The organism is Vibrio sp. 10N.222.52.C3, from assembly GCF_041474195.1.
Taxonomy (GTDB): Bacteria; Pseudomonadota; Gammaproteobacteria; order Enterobacterales; family Vibrionaceae; genus Vibrio; species Vibrio crassostreae_C.
In genome coordinates this window covers 33,531-49,325 of record NZ_JBFRTQ010000036.1, presented here as the reverse complement: position 1 = coordinate 49,325, position 15,795 = coordinate 33,531, and the positions used below count along the sequence as shown (strand labels likewise).

Annotated in this window: 13 protein-coding genes; 5 read left to right on the top strand and 8 right to left on the bottom strand. The window is 45.3% G+C overall.

Annotated elements, in window-relative coordinates:
- Positions 1–51: 51 nt before the first annotated feature.
- The 3 genes from AB4517_RS06790 to syd form a co-directional block, all read right to left on the bottom strand.
- Entirely contained in the window at positions 52–1,257 is a 1,206-nt protein-coding gene (locus AB4517_RS06790; RefSeq protein WP_372128730.1) for a carbohydrate porin, read from the bottom strand.
- Between the two features lie 396 nt (positions 1,258–1,653).
- Positions 1,654–2,430 carry a Zn-ribbon-containing protein gene (locus tag AB4517_RS06785; protein WP_017060766.1) on the bottom strand — a complete coding sequence of 259 codons (777 nt, stop codon included), beginning with the start codon at positions 2,428–2,430 and terminating at the stop codon, positions 1,654–1,656.
- 4 nt (positions 2,431–2,434) lie between these two features.
- Positions 2,435–2,980, bottom strand: coding sequence for a SecY-interacting protein (syd, locus tag AB4517_RS06780; protein ID WP_372148103.1), 546 nt, complete (start codon positions 2,978–2,980; stop codon positions 2,435–2,437).
- Between the two features lie 131 nt (positions 2,981–3,111).
- On the opposite strand from syd, the gene queF reads away from it, so the two are divergent.
- The 5 genes from queF (at position 3,112) to xni (ending at position 10,433) form a co-directional block, all read left to right on the top strand.
- The gene (gene queF / locus AB4517_RS06775) at positions 3,112–3,957 is read left to right on the top strand and encodes an NADPH-dependent 7-cyano-7-deazaguanine reductase QueF (protein WP_372148102.1); all 846 of its coding nucleotides are present in this window, start codon (positions 3,112–3,114) and stop codon (positions 3,955–3,957) included.
- Between the two features lie 58 nt (positions 3,958–4,015).
- The gene (locus tag AB4517_RS06770; protein ID WP_372148101.1) at positions 4,016–6,274 is read left to right on the top strand and encodes a tetratricopeptide repeat protein; all 2,259 of its coding nucleotides are present in this window, start codon (positions 4,016–4,018) and stop codon (positions 6,272–6,274) included.
- A 118-nt stretch (positions 6,275–6,392) separates the two neighbouring features.
- Positions 6,393–7,958, top strand: a complete 1,566-nt coding sequence (locus AB4517_RS06765) for a GGDEF domain-containing protein (RefSeq protein WP_017069497.1) — start codon at positions 6,393–6,395, stop codon at positions 7,956–7,958.
- Between the two features lie 243 nt (positions 7,959–8,201).
- The gene (gene ppnN, locus AB4517_RS06760; RefSeq protein ID WP_017060771.1) at positions 8,202–9,566 is read left to right on the top strand and encodes a nucleotide 5'-monophosphate nucleosidase PpnN; all 1,365 of its coding nucleotides are present in this window, start codon (positions 8,202–8,204) and stop codon (positions 9,564–9,566) included.
- Positions 9,567–9,659: 93 nt separating this feature from the next.
- Positions 9,660–10,433, top strand: coding sequence for a flap endonuclease Xni (gene xni / locus AB4517_RS06755; RefSeq protein ID WP_372148100.1), 774 nt, complete (start codon positions 9,660–9,662; stop codon positions 10,431–10,433).
- An 80-nt stretch (positions 10,434–10,513) separates the two neighbouring features.
- Here the strand turns inward: xni and rlmM are convergent, their stop codons facing one another.
- From rlmM to thiI, 5 genes are all read right to left on the bottom strand, one after another.
- Positions 10,514–11,605, bottom strand: coding sequence for a 23S rRNA (cytidine(2498)-2'-O)-methyltransferase RlmM (gene rlmM / locus AB4517_RS06750; protein ID WP_017070491.1), 1,092 nt, complete (start codon positions 11,603–11,605; stop codon positions 10,514–10,516).
- A complete protein-coding gene (locus AB4517_RS06745; protein ID WP_102319950.1) occupies positions 11,602–12,000 on the bottom strand; it encodes a DUF423 domain-containing protein in 399 nt (132 codons plus the stop codon). The genes rlmM and AB4517_RS06745 overlap by 4 nt, the downstream gene beginning before the upstream one ends.
- Positions 11,990–12,613, bottom strand: coding sequence for an alpha/beta fold hydrolase (locus AB4517_RS06740; RefSeq protein ID WP_372148099.1), 624 nt, complete (start codon positions 12,611–12,613; stop codon positions 11,990–11,992). The genes AB4517_RS06745 and AB4517_RS06740 overlap by 11 nt, the downstream gene beginning before the upstream one ends.
- Complete coding sequence (locus AB4517_RS06735) at positions 12,606–13,514, bottom strand: transcriptional regulator GcvA (RefSeq protein ID WP_012604639.1); 909 nt, start codon at positions 13,512–13,514, stop codon at positions 12,606–12,608. Before AB4517_RS06735 ends, AB4517_RS06740 begins: the two co-directional genes overlap by 8 nt.
- A 671-nt stretch (positions 13,515–14,185) precedes the next feature.
- On the bottom strand, positions 14,186–15,634 hold the full coding sequence (gene thiI, locus AB4517_RS06730; RefSeq protein ID WP_029235325.1) for a tRNA uracil 4-sulfurtransferase ThiI: 1,449 nt from the start codon (positions 15,632–15,634) through the stop codon (positions 14,186–14,188).
- Positions 15,635–15,795: the final 161 nt, after the last annotated feature.

The window sequence follows — 15,795 nt, the reverse complement described above, 5'->3', positions numbered from 1 at the left end:
GACATAACGTCAGCCCCTTTTTGTTGGTTAGGATTTACCAGAAAGTTCGACTTACCACCAAGCTTCCACTTGCATGCCAACGCTCATTTCACTGTTTTTACCTTCACCGAAGGCATTGTCGTTTTCAGCATCATTCAGGTAAGTGGCGAAGATACGGAATTCAGGACGAGACCAGAAACCCACTTGTGGAACCCAAGCCTGAGCGATGGTGAATTTACCACCTGCCCCATCTTGGTTATCAATCGTTTCTACAAAACCACCAATTTCAAGAATGGTACGCATGCGCTTGTCCCACTTATAAAGCGGACGAATAACTGCACTGAAAGAGTCATCATCACTGTTATTAGCACCCACACCGGTTGACGCGGCATAACGCACAGTATGGCCAAACTCAATGTTCTCACCAATCGCAAGCACGCCCCAGTTAATCAAACGGAAACCCTCGGCGTCGTTGTTGTTTGCATCACGAACAATGCCTTTACCCGTTCCAAAAGTCGTCATCTGCTCGGCATAACCAGAGTTAGCAACCTGTAGAATAGTTTTATTGAAGCCGCCTGATAGGTTTTGATTCAGGCTCGCCGTTAGCATTACGCTGTCATCCGCATCTACCGTTTGACCTTGTTTTTCATTGGCGAAGTTCATATCAATACCGACCTCAAGATCCGCATTGTTCCACAATGGAATGCCTGCATAACGCACATCAGCAATCATGGCTGTGGTTTCTTTGCCATCAAACACATCGCCAGTCACCGTGTCTTGAATCAAAGCCACCGATAATTTACCAGGGCCCATATTGATGTGTTCAACGCCGGCACCAATACCACTTACATCCCAGTAGTAGTTATCAACGATGTGCACATCATGACGTTGGTAGTAGCGCTCACCCGCCCAAATCCCAATGTCCTTATCTTCAAAAAGCCCTACCGCTTGAACATTCAATTGCACCACATCCACGCTTTTATCCGCGGCATTCTCATCTTGGCCTTGCCAGTACGACAACATGGAATCAACTAAAAATGAAACGTCGTCCTCAGCATACACCTCTTTCTTAAAGCCAAACTCACCATACAGGTCATTTTCGTTGCCGAGTCGGCCAACTTTACTCACCTCCCACTTGCTGTTTGAGCCGCCTTCATTACTCAAGCCAACGCCGCCGCGCATGTAGCCATTGAACTCCAATGGCGTGGTTTCATCAGCGTATAAATTAGGGGCAAGTAAAGCAGTAGAGAGTGCAGCAGCAATAGGTAACAGTTTCATCGTCCATTCCTTTCAGATCTAGAATCAGGTTATTATTCACAATGGGAATATTCCCATGGGATCGATCCCATTTATATTGAGCAGAATATAAATTGAAAGAGAACTGATTGATTATTGTGATCAGGCTAACTATTGAGGTAACTAAAAGTTGATGGGAGTTGGATTATCTCAATGAATACATTAGTGCTACAGAAAGAGCTGAATATCACGTTCTGTGCGTATTGAAAGGAGAAGTGGGTAACGATAAGAGAGTAACAAAGATCGAGCTAAGACAGGTAACGAAGTCACTGCATCGGGGATGATACAAGGTGCTAAACATTTAATATAAAAAAAATATCGGAGCACTAAATAGCACTCCGATATCTAAAGCATGACGCTTAAATAACCACAAGAAGACTACTTCAGGTGATCCCAAGAGATGTTTGACACCAATCGGCAGTCATCACATTTGAAATAGAAAATATCGTGGATAGGCGCATCTAGCAGCCATTCACCACCACATTGCGGGCATTTTCGCTCTTTTTCATCTTTCAGGCTGATTCCACCGACACGGTATAAGTAATAGTAGGTTGGAACCTTAGTCAGATATTCAATGCGCCCTCTTAGACCCCAACCGCGTTTAAACAGCACACTCTTCGTGTCACTGATCTCGGTTAGCGTTGCATGTTCCGCGCGACAACCACCACCCATTTGTACTTCATCACAGGCTTGCCATTCGGTCTGCCATTTCAATACGGCTTTATGGTCGCCATTGAATGTAGGTGGATTACGATACAAAGGGATTGGTAGCAAGCTATCGCCACTACGCAGCGGCGAACAGGTATGCACGAATGTCGTGTATAACACCTGCCAGCTTGGCGTTTCATCTTCAGCCACTTCTTCTGAGTTCAGGTCTCGACCTAGCAAACGCATTTTAGGCGCTAGTAGACTCGCGTTAGACAAGCGATCAAAACACACTTTCACAAAGTCTGAGTGATTACGCGGGTGCAAGCTATCTTGCTCCGGGCACACAACGCGAACATAGAATTCACCATCGCCCATCACGATTGGGAACTCACGACCTAACACTTGTCCGTTATAACGAAGTGCATCCATTAAGCCATTAACAGCCTTGTCGACAGCGCTTACCGTTGTGTTATCAAAACACTCAAATTGAAGTTCTAGTACGTACATCTATTTATACCGCTGGTTGTAGCTTTTCTAAAAATTCTGCCAATGTCTCGGCGAGTACATCACGATTTTTGGTACCTAAACGCTCCAAAATCACGTTACCCGTTAGGTTACAGATAGAGATAACATCCAGCTCTGCATCGGTCGCGGCAATGAAAACCGTTGGTTTTAGCTTCAAGCGACGCTGAGTTACCAAGTGACCCAAAATGTTTTCTTGTAGGCATTCGAAGTCTTCATCACTCCAAATCTGTAATAGAGTCAGCTCGTTACCATCAAAAGTTGCATTCATATCTGCGCTGAATTGTGCGCCGTAGAAAGTCTTGATGTCTTCATGCAAAGTCAACTCAATCCCGGTTTCAACGTTGGTGAAATCCGCGAATTGCTCACGTGGATAGTGCTTCCACAACACGGCGTCGCCACTCTTTTCTTCTACGCATGGCGATACGATGTCCACCAACTCCTCATTACGAGGTAAGCTTTGGTGTTGCTGCTGCCACGTGTCAACGTATCGCTGACTAAAAGAAAGTAGTGCGTCTTGAGCACGTTGAGTCATGAAAATCTCCTAAACACAAAATAATAAATAGAATCCAAGCCCTTTCCACGCCGATTAAGCGATGACTTAATGACAGGGTAAGGGGGATTCAGTAAAATCGCCCCCATTCTAATCGAATTTGAAACGAAAGTATGAGCAAATATTCTGACGCAAAAGAGCTAACGGGTTTAACCCTTGGCCAAAAAACTGAGTACTCTAACCAATACGATGCAAGTTTATTGCAACCAGTACCTCGTAGCCTTAATCGCGATGATCTTGCGCTAAACGGCGAGCTGCCTTTTGTTGGTCATGATATTTGGACGATGTACGAGCTTTCGTGGCTAAACACCAATGGCCTACCACAAGTGGCGGTCGGTGAAGTTTTCATCCCAGCAACCAGTCCAAATTTAATTGAATCAAAATCTTTCAAGCTGTACCTGAACAGCTACAACCAGACTCAATTTGAAAACTGGGATCAAGTCACCGAGCGCCTAACCCAAGATTTGTCGGCATGTGCAGGCGAAACGGTGATTGTGAATGTAAACTCAGTAACCGACTACACCAACCAACCTATCGTGACGATGGAAGGTGACTGTATCGACAACCAAGACATCCAAATCACTAGCTACGACTTTGAAGCGTCACTGCTTGAAGGCGCTGCTGGCGAACAAGACGTTGAAGAGACACTGCATAGCCACCTATTGAAGTCGAACTGTTTGATCACCAATCAACCGGATTGGGGCAGCGTTGAGATCGCATATTCTGGTAAGCAAATTGACCGTGAAGCTCTGCTACGTTATTTAGTTTCTTTCCGTGAGCACAATGAATTCCACGAACAATGTGTTGAACGTATCTTCACTGATATCATGAAATACTGTGGCCCATCGAAGCTAACCGTATTCGCACGTTACACGCGTCGTGGTGGTCTGGATATCAACCCATACCGCTCAACAGAGCAAGATAGACCAAGCCACAATAAGCGTATGGCTCGCCAATAATCCGGCGAGAACCACCCACACTTATTTGAACCTACCAAATCTTTAAAGGGACATTGAAATGCGTTGGTTATACGTTGTTAGTCTATTTATTTTAAGCTTAAGCACATCGGTCAATGCGTCGGTTTATTCGTCGGCGCTACTCAATGAAGCCAATAACTTGGTTGAGATCGAGCCGAGCCAAGCAAAACAAATGGCCAACAGCTACCTAACGCTGCGTGTCCTTTCTGATCAGCGCGAGAAAAGCCCTTCAGCTATTTCTCGCGAAGAGACAGACTCCTCGATTCGAACACCAAACAGCAGTATCGATGCGTATAAGATCTTAGCCAAAGCGGAATACAACCTTGGCAATATGCGTATTGCGATTCAGCACATCGACAAAGCCTCTGAGCTAGCGCAAACCTATAAGCTTGATTACCTAAAAATAGATCTTCAGATCTTAAAAGTTCGCTTACTTTGGCTGAGTGATAGAAAGTCAGCCAAAGCAAAATCAGCGCTCACGAGCATTGAAGAAAATCTAGATTCGGTGAATAAAACCTTGCGCTTAACGGAAGGCATTACCTATCGCTTGATCATGTTGAAAGCCGACATCGCCTCTTACGACAACAAGATCGATGAAGCCGAAAAGTTCTATCAAGAAGCCAAAACCTATCTCGATCAGCGTTACTCTGAAAAAGTCACCATCGACTACCACATCTCAGTCGGCGAATTTTATCTGACCCATAAAGAGTACAATCACGCATTATCTGAGTTGTTGTATGGCTACTGGAAATCAGTAGAGGGCAACCTAAGTTCACGTTTGGCCAAGGTCAACCGCCTGCTTGCGCAGCTTTTCTTTGAGCGCCAAGTGCTAGATAAAGCGCTAGAACACCTATCTCAGGCCGCTGATTTCTATGATAACTTTGAAAATTCGCCTGTCTTAGCGCAAGTGCTTAAGAAAATGGGTGATGTGTACTTCTATCAAGGGAAATATAACCTTGCCTTAGTGCACTTCTTCAACGTTCTTGATCACGAAAGCACTGACCGAGATATCCACCAAGTCATTGATATCCGACTAAGTCTATCGGCAACTTACCTACGTCTTTATAACTACCCTTTAGCAGAACAGTACCTAACCCGTGCCCTTGAGCTGCTGGAATACACCGACATTCCAAAACTGGAAGGTCGTGCAGCGCTGCTATCGGCAGGGTTAGCGTATCACCTGCAAGAAAGCGAAGATGTGATCAAGCATGCGACACGTGCGCTTGAGATCTCACGTCAGATAGAGAACATGCATCTTTCACAACAATCGTACTACTTACTCTCTTTAGGTTATGAGCAGGCAGGTCGCCCACAACAAGCGTTGGCGAACCTTAAGCAGTACAACAGCCTTGTCTCTCTAGAGCAGCAAAAACTTAACCGTGTTGGCGAAGACGCGTTCCGTCAACAGAAAGAATTTGCCGAACAAACCCTGCACTACGCAGGCCAAGCGCAAGAGCTAGAGCAATACAAACTGGAGCATCGTAAGTTCCAAAAAATATCGTTCGCCCTATTCCTGTTCAGCATTGTCTTGTTCTTCTTTGTTCTGCGCCGTGGCTATCTCATTCAAACCTTAGCCAAAGAAGTGGACTCACTGCGCACCGACCTATTTACGCACTCACGTTCAAAGCTTCCGAACTTAAGAATGCTCAATGCGAAGCTCTCTAACTCGCTGGAACAAACCAGCCAGACCTTCGAACAGTGGCAACTTGGCGAATTGATTCATGAGCCACTCAACGACCGCTTACGCTTCGTGATGATTGATTTACCGTTCTTACGCAATATGTACACGCAGAACGGTTACAAAGCCGGTCTAGAACTGGAAGACGCTTTCGGTGAATTCCTAAAATCTAAGCTTGAAGGCCCAGCTCGTGTCTACCACTTCTCGGATGCGAACCTGCTTTATATCGAGCCAAACGCGGACCGTGATTTGTCGCCTGAGGACATGTTCAGAAAGATTCAGTCTTGGGTGAATGACTTCGAAACAGAGCGAAACATCAACCGAACGGTCCGTATGGGCATCGCTGACTACCCATTCTTGCCACGCGCTTACACCGCAATTAACGATCAAGAGCTGCTCGACGTATTGTTGATGTCGACCAATCTCGCCCGTGAGATCAGTCTCAAAGAGCGCAGTAGCCAATGGGTCTATCTAAAAGCTATCGATAATGCACCAGCAGCGAGCCTTGCAACTGGTAACATAAGAGAAGCGTGTAAACATGCGATTAATCAAGGGTTAATAAAAATACAATCCTCGTACCAGAATGAGGACAACATCAAAAAAATGCTAAAAGATGACTGATTTGCGAGCGGTTAAGAGCAGCAAGTCGTGACCTTATTTTTAGTTTTGTTATTATCGATGTAACGGAATTTCATCAAAATGATCGAGATCGGTCTACGCGGCGCTAATAAATACATCTATGGGCATTCTTGAAAAAGACATTCAGGCGCAACTCCACCAGCTGAAATCTCAGTTGGAGCAGGTCCGTTTGACGCAAAGAGACACCTCGTTCAAGTTTATTAGAGAACAGAAAGTTCTAAAGCGTATCGTCACGTCTTTAAGTGATGCATGTGTTGGTAGTAACAGCCATTTAGATGAAAACCTCATTGCCCTTAGGGAAGAGCTAGAAAAGCAAAAAGACATTAGCTCAATGATCCCAAAACTGGCAGTATTAGAAAGGATGCTTAAGCAGAAAACGTTGGCTATGGATAAACAGAACGGGTATCTGGACGATAGCATTAAGCACAGTGGGGAAACGCTGCAGCGCATAACTGGCCTTCCAGCACAGCTCAAACGCGACCTACGAAACTTACTTAGCTTCTCCGAATGCAATGGCAGTCAGAAAGTCGACCACGCCATGAAACTTCTCGGTATTTATGAGCGTGCCATAAAGATTATGGCGAATAACTCACGCACCCATTTTGCTGACGCTGCGCACTCTCCGGAACAAGAGCTCCTTTCCGACCTATCAAACGAACTACAACATCTGATCACTGAACTCGACTTCGAGGGTGAATCGGGTGATCTGCTTACCGATATTCGAGCGAAGCTGCTGCTTGGTGTTTCCACACAAAACCTACTTGAGCTAACACTTCAGATCCTCAAACTGGTTATTGAAGGCACCAACCTAGAACGTAAGAAGTCTGAACAATTCATCGATCAGCTTAATTCTTCTTTAGCGTCCAGCATCAAAACGGCAGACCAAAATGCCGACCAGAGCCAGAGCTACTTTGAGCACCGACAAGGTCTAAACTCTGAGTTAAATGAACTAGTCACTAGAAGCCAAAGCTCGGTAGATAAAGCGAAAGATATTGATAGTTTAAAGCTGTCGATTAATCCGCTACTCAGTGAAATCGCCTCTCTTTCGGAAAGGCTGAACCACGCAGAGCAAAAAGAACAAGCTCTGATAGAGAGAATGAGTTACGGAAAGACTCAGTTAGATTCACTCTATGAAGTGACGCAAGATTACCGTAAGCGCTTGGAAGATCAGGCTCAGCGTATGCTGCTTGATCCTCTAACCAAGGTTTACAATCGCACTGCCTTTACTGATCGCTTAGAGCTTGAGTATCGCCGCTGGATCCGCGCGCAACACTCGCTACGCGTAGTACTGCTCGACATCGACAACTTCAAAGCAATTAACGATAGCTTTGGTTACACCGCGGGCGACAAAGCACTCAAGATCATCGCAAGAACTATTACCAAAGAAGCAGGCACCACCGATACTGTGGCACGTTTTTCAGGTGAAGAGTTTGTGTTATTGCTGCCAGAGCAAACCGATGAATATTGCCATCAGGTGATTCAGAACATTCAAACTCAAGTAAGCCGCCTGCCCTTTAAATTCCGTGACCAGCAAATCACGATCACTTTATGCGCGGCAAGTACTCAGTTTAAAGAGTCAGATACACCTGAAGAAGTGCTAGAGCGACTCAATAAGACTCTAAATAAAGCAAAACAACGCGGTACCAACCAACTTGTTTGGCACTAGGCCAGCCCTAGATTTAATTTATTTCATTTTTTCAAATACTTATCACATACCATTTCCCTCAATGTTTGCTAAGCTAATGATTAACATTCGCTTAACAAGCATTCATGGCAAGCAACGCTGTCGTATCCGTTTCGTCTGGTTAACTCTCTCCTACCTTTAACCAAACACTTTCAACGTTTGCTTCTCACTCTCGAGCCAGAGGGTCACTTCAACGTCCCCTGCTCTTTTCAACAAGGAGGCACTATGATCACTCATATCAGCCCTGCCGGTAGCATGGATTTACTCTCTCAACTTGAGGTTGAGCGTCTTAAGAAAACCGCGTCTAGTGATCTGTACCAACTGTATCGCAACTGTACGTTAGCGGTCCTGAACTCGGGTAGCCATACCGACAACTCCAAAGAGTTGCTCGACAAATATCTGTCGTTCGATGTCGAAGTCGTTCGCCGTGAGCGTGGTATTAAGCTCGAACTAAGCAACCCACCAGAGCATGCCTTTGTCGATGGTGAAATCATCAAGGGTATTCAAGAGCACCTATTTTCAGTGCTGCGTGACATTGTTTACGTCAACATGCATTTAGCCGATAACCAACGACTCAACCTGACTAATGCCACTCACATTACCAACCTTGTGTTTGGTATCTTGAGAAATGCAGGTGCGCTGACGCCGGGCATCGAGCCTAACCTGATTGTATGTTGGGGTGGTCACTCTATTAATGCCAGCGAGTACCAATACACTCGTGAAGTGGGTAATGAACTCGGCCTGCGTGAACTGAATATCTGTACCGGTTGTGGACCGGGTGCGATGGAAGGCCCAATGAAAGGGGCTGCCATTGGTCACGCGAAGCAGCGTTACACCGATCATCGTTATCTTGGGCTTACCGAGCCTTCGATCATTGCGGCTGAGCCACCAAACCCAATCGTCAACGAACTGGTGATCATGCCAGATATTGAGAAGCGTCTTGAGGCGTTTGTTCGTATGGCACATGGCATCATCATTTTCCCAGGCGGCCCCGGCACGGCCGAAGAGCTGCTGTACATCTTAGGGATCATGATGCACCCGAATAACGCCGAACAGCCAATGCCGATTGTGTTAACGGGCTCGAAAGAGAGTGAGGCTTACTTCCGCTCAATCGATAAGTTCATTGGGGAAACTCTAGGGCCTGATGCTCAGAAACATTACGAGATCGTGATTGATGACCCAGCACGCGCTGCGAAAATCATGAAACAAGCGATGCCAGATGTGCGTTCTCACCGTAAAGAGACCGGTGATGCCTACAGCTACAACTGGTCACTGCATATTGAGCCTGAGTTCCAACTGCCATTCGACCCAACACACGAATCTATGGCGGCGCTTGATCTTCATATGGACCAAAAAACAGAAAGCCTAGCAGCTAATTTACGTAAAGCGTTCTCAGGCATTGTGGCTGGTAACGTCAAAGCAGAGGGTATTCTGGAGATCGAGAAGCACGGCCCATTCCTAATTGATGGCGACAAAGAGCTAATGACCAAGATGGACCAACTGCTGAATGACTTTGTTGAGCAACATCGAATGAAGTTACCGGGAGGGACCGACTACGTGCCTTGCTATAAAATCGCCTCACGTGATTAAGGCGTTTACGTTACCAACGTTTCAACTCACCAAGTGATACGTTACTATAAGGGGCTAGCAGCCCCTTTTTTATTGCCTATTTAGTGGAAACTTATGTCTATCCATCTTGTTATTATCGATGCCTTAAACCTCATCCGACGCGTGCACTCTGTTCAGCCGGATCCAACCGATATAGCAAGAACCATTACCACCACAATTCGCACTCTCAATAAGATTCTGGATGAATCAAAGCCCACCCACATCATCGCGGTATTTGATCACCATTTACAAGACCGTGGCTGGCGCGCAGATGTGCTTCCTGCTTATAAGCAGAATCGTAAACCCATGCCAGAACCATTGATGAAAGGCCTTGATGCTATTCAACAAGCTTGGTGGGAGTTAGGCATTGATTCACTGCTGTCTGATGGCGATGAAGCGGATGATCTCGTCGCAACACTGGCAAAGAAAGTGGCTGACCACGGAGAAACCGTCACCATCGTCTCGACGGATAAGGGCTACTGCCAACTGTTGTCACCAACGCTTCAGATCCGAGATTACTTCCAGCACCGCTGGTTAGATAAACCCTTTATCGAAGCTGAGTTTGGCGTTAAACCTGAACAACTGGCGGATTACTGGGGATTAACGGGCGTAAGCTCAAGCCAAGTACCGGGCATCCCAGGTATCGGGCCAAAAGCAGCCAAAGAGATATTGACCACTTACCCAGATATCGAAGCGGCCTATCAAGCAGAAGATCTGCCGAAAAAATATCGTAAGAAGTTCGACGAACACATCGAATCCGCTCGTGTATGTAAGCAAGTATCGGCACTCAAAACCGATATTGATTTAGGGTTCAACCTGCAAGATATTCGTTACGAAGCAAGCTCTTAAGTCGCTGTGACTCGATAATATTGATACAAAAAATGCCCCTTAAAGGAGCATTTTTTATCACTGACACACTAACGTAAATATTAGTGCGGTGAGATGTTTGAAAGCGCCTGAATGTGGACCGTGATCTCTTCGCGATCGTGGTAAAGGTGCTTAGCCTGCATCTTGAACTTCACTTTGTTCTCAATCAGGAACACTTTTAGGTTCTCGATATCTTGCAGTACTTCATCGTAACGGCCTTTCATAGGCAGTTTAAGGTTGAACAGTGCTTCTTTCGCCCAGCCTTTGATGATCCACTCACCCATAAGGTGAGCAACACGAGCTGGCTTCTCAACCATGTCACAGATAATCCAAGTTACGTTCTTACGGTCTGGTTCAAACTTAAAACCATCCACCATGTGGTGCTTAATTTGACCTGTTTCCATTAGGCTGTCTGCCATCATGCCGTTATCAACACAGTGAACGAACATCGAGCGCTTAACCAATTGGTAAGTCCAACCACCTGGACATGCACCTAAATCAACACCCCACATACCTGGAGCCAAACGCTCGTCCCACTCATCACGAGGGATGAATACGTGGAATGCTTCTTCTAGCTTCAATGTAGAACGGCTTGGAGCATCTGATGGGAACTTCAGACGAGGGATACCCATAAAGAACTGGGAGTTGTTCGTTGGGTAAGAGTAACCAACAAAACAGTGGCCCGGAGCGATGAAGCATAAATGAAGCACAGGCTTCTTAGCGTTATCTTTCGCTGTCATCAGGCCTTTACCACGCATCGCTTGACGCATCGGCACGGTAAATTTACGGCAGAACTTCAAAAGCTCTTTTGCTTCGTTAGTATCTGGCGTTTCAATACGGATATCACCACAACGAGGGAAACCTTCTTTCTCAGAAAGCGCCTCAAGAATTGGAGAAATACGGTCATCGGTTGGCAGGTCTTTAATTTCAACAGCCACTGCCAACATTTGACGAGCAAAGATCAGTGATTGGAAATCGATCTCTTTGATCAACTTGTCCGCTTCACCTGCTTGGTAACATTCAAACAATACAAAACCTGTATTGTTCTTTAGGCGAGGAAAACCAAACACTTCCAGTTGTGTTGCCTTGTCTTGAATTTCGCCAGCACATTCTTTTTCAAAACCAGAGCGACAATAAAGTAGTACGTGTTTCACTGAGTTACCTCTTTTATATTCAAAGCAGCGAAGGAGAAGACTCCCCAACCAATGATAAATAGTAGACCACCAAACGGAGTGATAGGGCCAAACCATTTTATTCCTGTCAGTGCCAAGCCATAAAGGCTGCCACTAAAACAAAGGATGCCGATGATAAAGCAAATTGCCGCAATGAAAAAATATTTTTGTGATTTAGCGCCAAGTTTCATCTGCAGCAGAGCGCCACACGCCAATATCGCTAGAGTATGGATAAATTGGTACTGAACACCCGTCTCAAACACGCCTAGCAGATATTCAGACAAGATAGCTTTCAAACCGTGAGCTGCAAAGGCGCCAAGCATCACAGCAACCGCACCAGAGATACCAGCAAACGTGAGTAAATACTTACTTCTCATTGAGTACCTCTTTGATAAACGCTGATAACTTCTCAACGGTTAACGCAATATTCTGCTGCTCGGTGTAACCAGAACTCTTACGAGGTTTAAAGCTGTGGTCGCCATCGGGAATAAATTCAACACGAATAGAATCAGACAGATCAAAATCAGCAAACTCTTCACGCTTACCAAAGGTATCGCGCTCACCTTGTAAAATGAGGCATGGCTTTGCTAACTCAGCCAGATGCTCACCTTTGTATTTCTCGGGTTTACCTGGTGGGTGGAAAGGAAAGCCTAAACACGCCATTGCGGCCACATTATCAAGTTCAGACAAATGGCTCGCCATACGCCCTCCCATCGACTTACCACCAATCACAAGCTTATCGGCATCAACCTGCTCAATAATCTCTTGATAGGCTTCAAGTAGCTTAGGCGCTCTGTCAGGTGGACGACGCTTACCATCTTCAGCACGTTTAATCATGTAAGGGAAGTTGAAACGAATCACTCGTATCCCTTTAAAGGCTAACCCTTTGGCTACCGACTGCATGAACTCATGCTCCATGCCTGCGCCAGCACCATGGGCAAAGATAAAGGTGATGGGATTGTCTTCACCATCAATGATGACGTTATTCATCGAGTAAGTCCTCTTGTTCACTTTGCGCTTTCGCTAGCATCCAGTCGCGGAAGGTAGCAATACGACCCATGTCGGCTTGTTTCTCATGACAAACCACATAGAAGGCGTTCTTACTCACCAACACTTCATCAAAAGGCGCAATCAAACGACCCGCTTCGATTTCAGGCTGCGCCAACACGTTGTTACCCAGAGCAATGCCCTGGCCGTGAGCCGCTGCCTGCAGCACCATGGTTGAGTGACTGAAGATAGGGCCGTGATTAACGTTTACCCCATCGATGCCATTTTGCTTAGCGAACTGTTTCCAATCCTTTCGAGAAGTATCATGCAATAGCGTATGACATGCTAAATCACTGAGAGATTCTAATGGTTTTACTCCTAGCAGCACGGAAGGTGAGCAAAGAGGGATCAAGTATTCTTGGTAAAGCTTATCGGCTCTAAGCCCCGACCAATTACCTCGGCCATAATAGATAGCGACGTCTACATCATCGGTTAGCGAGCCTTCATCCATATCAACGGCTTTGATTCTTACATCAATATCAGGCTCTTGCTGATTAAAGTCAGCGAGCCTTGGTACCAACCATTGAATAGCAAAACTCGGCGGTAAACTGATGGTCAATGCGCCCTTCTCACTTCGCTCCAGCACTTTGTCTGTCGCTTCTGCTAGTGATGTGAAAATATCTTTGATATCTAAGAAGTAGCTTTGACCTTCTTCAGTTAGCAGCAAAGAGCGGTTTCTTCGGCGAAACAGCTTCAAAGATAAGAATTCTTCAAGCGCTTTGATCTGATGACTGACTGCCGCTTGAGTAACAAACAACTCTTCTGCAGCACGCGTAAAACTCAAGTGTCGAGCTGCAGCTTCAAACACTCTTAGCGAGTTTAATGGGGGTAATCGACGAGACATAGTTACTCTCTAAATAAGCATTAGTTTTTTTTATCTGAAACATTATAATTTGTCCATTGCCTAGCAGCCAGAGAAATTCTATATTTCATCCCGCAGCAGCTAGCCTGAACGGCTTGATTCTCTCTAGAATCAATTGGCTTAGCTCCTGCGATGTTGTGTTTGCAAACTCGTTCTTTTCGAGTTGGGTAGAGTTCTACCAAATGTTTTGTTGCAGTTTATACTGAAACGAGGCATGTACTTCCTGTATTTATTTTGACCTGTCTGTCAAATTTGTTTACACCGCCTTATGGGCGGTGTTTTTTTATGTGCAAAGAAATGTAACAACAAGTTTATCAATAGCTGTGCTAATTAATCTTTATTATTTTTCATCGCCAATCACAGAATCAGACACCCACTCAAATAATCAACTGAACACATACAAATAGCACCATTGAGTTGCACTAAAAAGTAACAGAATACTTCAAGATACTCACACTTCTTCGGTACTTATAAACCCGTTTAGAACACACTCTTTCTATCAATCAAAAATTTCAAAGCTGAGCATGACGATAGCACGCCCAAACTCACGCCTCTGTCTGACTACTGTAAATCATTCACAATAGAAAATAAAAAAGCCGCTTACTTTTCAGTAAACGGCTTTGCAAAATGATTAACGCTTGGTCAACACACCACTATGGGCGGTAAACCTTAACGTTATGGAAGCCCTGCTCTTGTAGGTAAAGTGCCTGTAGACGGCTCATTACACCACGGTCACAGTACAGCAAGTACTCTTTCGCTTGGTCTAGGTCGCCAAACTGAGTCGAAAGCTTGAAGAATGGGATGTGTTTAATTTCAACACCCTCGATCTCTAATGGGCTTTCGTCTTCTTCTTCTGGGCTACGGATATCAAGAACGATAGCGTGCTCAGCAACAGCTTGAACTTGTTCAACTTCAGGCGCTTGCTCTTGGCTCTCTTTCTCGATGTCACGGATATCCATAACACGAGCGTTCTCGATCACTTGATCCAGCACTTCAAAGTTAAACTTAGCTTCTTCTGCTTCCAGTTTGCCTTTCTTCGCTTTCACTGTTGGCTTCTTAGAAATAACACCACAGTACTCAGGCATTACCTTAGCGAAGTCTTCAGTACCGATGATACGAGAAAGGTCGATGATGTCTTCTTTATCCCAGTTGATAAGCGGACGAAGAATCAAAGTATCTGTCACGTTGTCGATGTGACGCAGGTTAGTTAGCGTTTGGCTTGATACCTGACCTAGTGCTTCACCAGTAACCAACGCTTCGATCTTGAACTTGTCTGCAACCATACCACCAGCACGCATGAACATACGCTTAAGAACAACGCCCATTTGGCCATCTTCAACGTTCTCAAGGATTTCAGCAACCACAGGTTCAAAGTCTACAGAAATGAACTTCACCTTTGCAGATGAGCCGTATTTATTCCATAGGTAGTGAGCCACTTGTTTAACACCAATCTCGTGCGCTGGGCCACCAAGGTTGAAGAAACAGTAGTGAACCTTAGAGCCGCGTTTGATGTGCAGGTAGCTTGAAACACCAGAATCAAAGCCGCCAGAGATCAAGCTCAGTAGATCTTCTTGAGTACCAAGAGGGAAGCCACCGAGGCCTTTGTGACGAGCTAGAACTTGGTTTAGCTTGTCGTTAGCCACTTCAACCTTAACGGTTACATCAGGGTTCTTAAGTCGAACTTTCGCTGACTCAACTGCTTGGTTTAGACCGCCGCCTACGTAGCGCTCAAGTTCAATAGAGGTAAAGTCATGCTTACCACGACGCTTAGCACGTACAGAGAAAGTCTTGCCTTCAATGTCAGCACGGCTGCGTTCTAGTACTTGCTCGTAAATATCGTGCAAGTCTTTGAATTCAGACTGTTGAACTTCAAGAGAGTGGTGAATACCTGGAGTGTGAGTCAGAGCCTCTAACACTTCTGCGTAGTACTGGTCACTCTCAGACGTCACTTCAATATGATCGCGACGGTTGAATACCGCAACACTTTCACAGCGACGTTGAATAACGTTACGAATGTTGCACTCTAGAATCCTTGTGAAGCGCTTACGCACCGATTCACTTTTTACAAAAATTTCCGGATGGGGCTTAACAATAAATTTCATAGTACTTTCACAACATTAATGTTCAAAATTTTGAAAACGCTCATCGCCAAGTAAATTAGAGAATTTACACAGCACTTGAAGCAAGAATAGATCATATCTAAATCTAAGGGCGCGAATTATACATGAGAAAGTGAAGCAAGGAAAAGAGTGCTTGCTGTAAC

Coding starts and splice junctions, on each gene's coding strand:
- xni (WP_372148100.1), top strand. CDS start 9,660: ATGTCTATCCATCTTGTTATTATCGATGCCTTAAACCTCATCCGACGC.
- AB4517_RS06765 (WP_017069497.1), top strand. CDS start 6,393: ATGGGCATTCTTGAAAAAGACATTCAGGCGCAACTCCACCAGCTGAAA.
- syd (WP_372148103.1), bottom strand. CDS start 2,980: ATGACTCAACGTGCTCAAGACGCACTACTTTCTTTTAGTCAGCGATAC.
- AB4517_RS06745 (WP_102319950.1), bottom strand. CDS start 12,000: ATGAGAAGTAAGTATTTACTCACGTTTGCTGGTATCTCTGGTGCGGTT.
- AB4517_RS06785 (WP_017060766.1), bottom strand. CDS start 2,430: ATGTACGTACTAGAACTTCAATTTGAGTGTTTTGATAACACAACGGTA.
- AB4517_RS06770 (WP_372148101.1), top strand. CDS start 4,016: ATGCGTTGGTTATACGTTGTTAGTCTATTTATTTTAAGCTTAAGCACA.
- queF (WP_372148102.1), top strand. CDS start 3,112: ATGAGCAAATATTCTGACGCAAAAGAGCTAACGGGTTTAACCCTTGGC.
- AB4517_RS06790 (WP_372128730.1), bottom strand. CDS start 1,257: ATGAAACTGTTACCTATTGCTGCTGCACTCTCTACTGCTTTACTTGCC.
- ppnN (WP_017060771.1), top strand. CDS start 8,202: ATGATCACTCATATCAGCCCTGCCGGTAGCATGGATTTACTCTCTCAA.
- AB4517_RS06735 (WP_012604639.1), bottom strand. CDS start 13,514: ATGTCTCGTCGATTACCCCCATTAAACTCGCTAAGAGTGTTTGAAGCT.
- thiI (WP_029235325.1), bottom strand. CDS start 15,634: ATGAAATTTATTGTTAAGCCCCATCCGGAAATTTTTGTAAAAAGTGAA.
- AB4517_RS06740 (WP_372148099.1), bottom strand. CDS start 12,613: ATGAATAACGTCATCATTGATGGTGAAGACAATCCCATCACCTTTATC.